This is a genomic window from Maribacter sp. (genome assembly GCF_049667165.1).
In the GTDB taxonomy this organism is placed as follows: domain Bacteria; phylum Bacteroidota; class Bacteroidia; order Flavobacteriales; family Flavobacteriaceae; genus Maribacter_A.
In genome coordinates this window covers 1-4,184 of record NZ_JBATHS010000023.1, presented here as the reverse complement: position 1 = coordinate 4,184, position 4,184 = coordinate 1, and the positions used below count along the sequence as shown (strand labels likewise).

At 41.3% G+C, this 4,184-nt stretch carries 5 protein-coding genes; 4 read left to right on the top strand and 1 reads right to left on the bottom strand.

The window, feature by feature from the left end:
* Both WBM98_RS00955 and WBM98_RS00950 read left to right on the top strand, forming a co-directional pair.
* On the top strand, positions 1 to 581 hold a 581-nt coding region (locus WBM98_RS00955; RefSeq protein WP_424364138.1), incomplete at its 5' end, for a ferric reductase-like transmembrane domain-containing protein.
* The gene (locus WBM98_RS00950) at positions 578 to 2,371 is read left to right on the top strand and encodes an FAD-binding protein (protein WP_424364137.1); all 1,794 of its coding nucleotides are present in this window, start codon (positions 578 to 580) and stop codon (positions 2,369 to 2,371) included. The genes WBM98_RS00955 and WBM98_RS00950, both read left to right, overlap by 4 nt.
* A 96-nt stretch (positions 2,372 to 2,467) precedes the next feature.
* On the opposite strand, the gene WBM98_RS00945 is transcribed toward WBM98_RS00950, so the two are convergent.
* Positions 2,468 to 2,689 carry a hypothetical protein gene (locus WBM98_RS00945; protein WP_424364136.1) on the bottom strand — a complete coding sequence of 74 codons (222 nt, stop codon included), beginning with the start codon at positions 2,687 to 2,689 and terminating at the stop codon, positions 2,468 to 2,470.
* A gap of 31 nt (positions 2,690 to 2,720) precedes the next feature.
* Between WBM98_RS00945 and WBM98_RS00940 the strand changes: the two genes are divergently transcribed.
* Entirely contained in the window at positions 2,721 to 3,038 is a 318-nt protein-coding gene (locus tag WBM98_RS00940; RefSeq protein ID WP_424364135.1) for an EF-hand domain-containing protein, read from the top strand.
* Positions 3,039 to 3,209: 171 nt separating this feature from the next.
* A partial coding sequence (locus tag WBM98_RS00935) for a DUF1566 domain-containing protein (RefSeq protein WP_424364134.1) occupies positions 3,210 to 4,184 on the top strand: 975 nt, incomplete at its 3' end.

Below are 4,184 nucleotides of genomic sequence, written 5' to 3'. Positions count from 1 at the left end.
ATTTTCCAAGACGGAATTTTCTGATGGAAACCTTATCGCTTACAACCATTTTAGGATTTACAATCCTGATGTCCCAATTCTTTTTATCGCGGATCAACAAAAAATTGGTCAAGGATATTCGAATGGTCAATGTGTTGAAAATTCATAAGTTCATTGGTTACCTATTTATATCGACCTTATTGTTACACCCTTTTTTTATTATCGTTCCTAAATTCTTTGATAATGGGGTTACCCCGGCTGATGCTTTTCTCAAATTGATTACCACCTTTAGTAGCCTAGGGGTCATTTTAGGATTAATTGCCTACTCCTGTGTGCTTATTCTTATGATTACAGCATTTTTCAGGTTTAAACTTCATTTAAAATATAGTACTTGGCGCAGTTTACACGGCTGCTTGACCCTTGTATTCGTGATTACAGCAACCTGGCATGTGATTAATATAGGTCGACATAGCAACACCTCATTCTCAGTTTATTATGTTTTGATCGTGGCAACTGGAGTTTATGCTTTACTCAGGACCTATCTTTTTAAAACATCAAAAAGCAGCAAGGAACATAGAAATACCCTTAAAATAATCAAATGAATAAGCAAGACAAAAAAGAGAACATTTCTCGACGCAAGTTTATGACCTTAGCAGGTGGTGCTGCCAGTTTTGCCGCAATTTCAGCCATGGGAATGCCCATAGACTGGGCAATAAATGAGCTGGAAGTTGATATTGATGCATTGGGAGTTGATATATTGAGCACCGATGTTTTGGTCATTGGAAGCGGCATGGCAGGGTTGTTTGCAGCGGTAAAGGCCCATGATGCCGGTGCGAAAGTAATGATGGTTTCGAAAGGAAGATTGGGTGCATCGGGACAGACCCCTTTTGCAAAAGGGATATTTGCCTATGACCCTGAAAATGAAAAAACAAGCATTGACGAGTTTGTTGAAAAGGTTTCTTTCTCTGCTATTGGCACCAACAATAAAGCATATACCAGACAACTTGCAGAACATTCCCTTGCCCGCGTAAATGAATTACGGGAATGGGGCTTTTTTGAGTCCTCATTATACAACAAGAGTTTTAGCAAGCCCATTGAAGCGCGAAATATACCTGTTCACGAACGTGTGACTATTACACATTTAATAAAAGAAGACGAGCGGGTTGTAGGTGCAGCGGGATTTAGCATTGATGAGCAGAAAGTGCTGTTTTATGAGGCTAAAAGCGTGATTTTATGTACAGGAGCAGGTGGTTTTAAACCCAACGGCTTCCCTATTTGCGACCTTACGCATGATGGAACCGTAATGGCTTACAATATTGGCGCAAAAGTCACTGGAAAAGAATGGAACGATGGGCACCCTGGCAGATCTGAAAATCCTGCAGCCTGTTATGACGGATGGGGCGATATGTTCGAACAAAAACCAAGTACAACACGAATTGAAATTAGACATGATCTTGGTGTGGAAGCGAATTATATGGCCTATGTAAACGGTAGCCCACTAAAAATGGGGCCTCCAGGCGCTTCGAATAATAGTACGAACAGTAAAGCTAAAACCGATGGCCCACAAAGACCTGAAGGCTTGGTTTTGTCAGATGATGGACCTCCAGGGGGGGGCGAAAAAGACGGAAAAAGACCGCCAAAAGGTAAAGGGGAAAGGCCCCCAAAAGATGGAGATGGAGCACCTCCGGGCATGGGAGGTGGTATAGTTGGTGGTTCTTCCGCAGGGATGGCTATCCATAAATCTGAAGGATTGGTTCCAATCAATGAAAAGTGCGAATCGAACATTCCAGGCTTGTATGCCGCAGGTGATGCCTTGGGTTCCTATATGTCGGGAGCTATCTATACGCAAATCGGTTCTTCACTGTCAGGTTCTGCCGTTCAGGGAGGCGTGGCAGGCGAAGCTGCTGCCGCATATTGTAAAAACATAAAATCGGTTTCTATTTCAAAATCCAAAATGATGGAAATAGAAGCGGAAATCCTAGCGCCTATGAAACGGGAAGCGGGCTATAGTCCAGCTTGGGTAACCCAGACCTTGCAGGGTATCATGATTCCGAATTTTGTCCTATACATAAAAAAGGAACGTATGATGCAAGGGGCACTGGCCTATATCGAGGAATTAAGGGATCATCATATGCCCATGTTAAGGGCCGCCAATTTCCATGAATTGCGATTGGCCCATGAAACCGCCAATATGATCGTGAGTGCCGAAATGAAACTCAAAGCTTCCCTAATGCGAACGGAGAGTCGTTGCAGCCATTACCGATTGGATTATCCCGAAATGGACAATGAAAATTGGCAAGCTTGGATCAATATGTATAAGGGGGAAGATGGCACCATGCAATTTGAAAAGCAGCCTTTTGGGCAATGGCCCAATGAAGTGGCATTACTATAAAGTTTGGTTTTTAGTTGAGTTGGTTGCAGAGGCTGTCTAAAAAGAAAAAGTTAAACTTCTTTGTCACATTGAGCGCAGTCGAAATGCTTTGGCGTTCTATACTTTAAGGTCTTCTACTGCGCTCAGACTGACAGGTTTTGATACTTTTTGGACACCCTTTTTGGTTGTATGCCAATTAACCTTTGATCGCTTCATCAATTCAAAAACCCCGATTTGGCCAAAAACCTCGTTTAAAGAATCAATCAATCCATAGATAAAAAACGGGCACCTATTGATTTGGATTTTTATTGGGTCAATCCCGCCATTTCTTTGTTGCATAATTTAAAATTGAATCAATAAAATAAAAATCATGAACACAAGAAACCTAAAATTAGGAATTACAATTTTAACCATTTCTCTATTTGCTTCCTGTAAATCGTCTTCAGAAGCAGAGAGTGCAAACAAGACTTCACAAAGAGGTCAAGGAGGTCAACCAAGTGTAGAGCAACTATTAACACAAATGGATGCCAATAAGGATGGAAAACTATCGGAATCTGAAGTAAAAGGACCTTTAAAAAGCGATTTTTCAAAAATAGATACAGATGATGATGGATATCTTTCAGAGGAAGAATTAGAAAACGCTCCTAAACCGGAAAGACAAGGAGGTCAAGGAGGACCAAGAAATTAAATCATTTCTAAATTAAAATATATAGTTATGAAACAGACAATAAAATCTAAAAAAGAAACCGTACTGGTTATTGCAATGTTTTTAATATTGTTTTCATTTAATGCTTGCAGCACTGATGATGATATTGAAACAACAGACGATACAACAGAGGATACGACTGAAGAAATTTCTTTGGATAGCGCTTATCCTATTGTGGATACAAACCAGAATTTATGCTACGGCGATTCCGGACAAATAGATTGTCCTTCGGAAGGTGAGGATTTTTACGGACAAGATTCACAGTATTCTGGAACGGCACCAAGCTACACCGATAATGGTGATGGTACGGTCACAGACAACAATACTGGTCTGATTTGGGCCCAAGATCAATCAAGCCAAACCATGCCATGGAGTCAGGCTTCTAGCTATTGTGCGTCCCTAACAACCGGTGACTATGACGACTGGCGTATGCCAACGTTAAAAGAGTTATGGTCTATTAGGGATTTTTCTACAGGATGGCCATGGATAGATACCGACTATTTTAATCTGACTGGTGATGGTACGCAAATGAATCAGCATCATTCATGGACCAGCAACCAATATCTCGTAGAAAGTGAATACCAGAACGAGCAAGTACAAGGTGATCCATATTGGATCGTTAACGACTGGACTGGGCACATCAAGGCTATGAGTGGCGCCAGATATGTACGTGCAGTTCGAGGGAATACAACCTACGGCATCAACGAGTTTGTTGATAACGGAGACGAAACGGTTACCGATCATGCCACCGGTTTAATGTGGTCGCAGAACGATAATGGGGAGTACTTATACTGGAAAGAAGCTTTAGCCTATGCAGAAGCAGCTACTGTTGCTGGTTACGATGATTGGCGTTTACCTAATATTAAGGAATTGCAGAGTATTGCCGATAACTCAGTAACAGAAATTCCTGCCATGGACACAAGTGTGTTCAATCTTACGGAGGTCACAAATATAGTTGATGGAACCATTGAGCAAGTTAATTATCCGTTTTACTGGTCAAGTACGTCCAATTCGATACAAGGCAGTGAAACCGAAGATGGAGGTACCATTTATGCTTGGATATATGCTTCAGGATATAATGTAGATATGCAAGGTTATGATTTACATGGCGCAGGCTCAATCGTTTTT

Excerpts from the sequence above, each read along its gene's own strand:
- WBM98_RS00950 (WP_424364137.1), top strand. The coding sequence starts at position 578 with ATGAATAAGCAAGACAAAAAAGAGAACATTTCTCGACGCAAGTTTATG.
- WBM98_RS00945 (WP_424364136.1), bottom strand. The coding sequence starts at position 2,689 with ATGCAACAAAGAAATGGCGGGATTGACCCAATAAAAATCCAAATCAAT.
- WBM98_RS00940 (WP_424364135.1), top strand. The coding sequence starts at position 2,721 with ATGAACACAAGAAACCTAAAATTAGGAATTACAATTTTAACCATTTCT.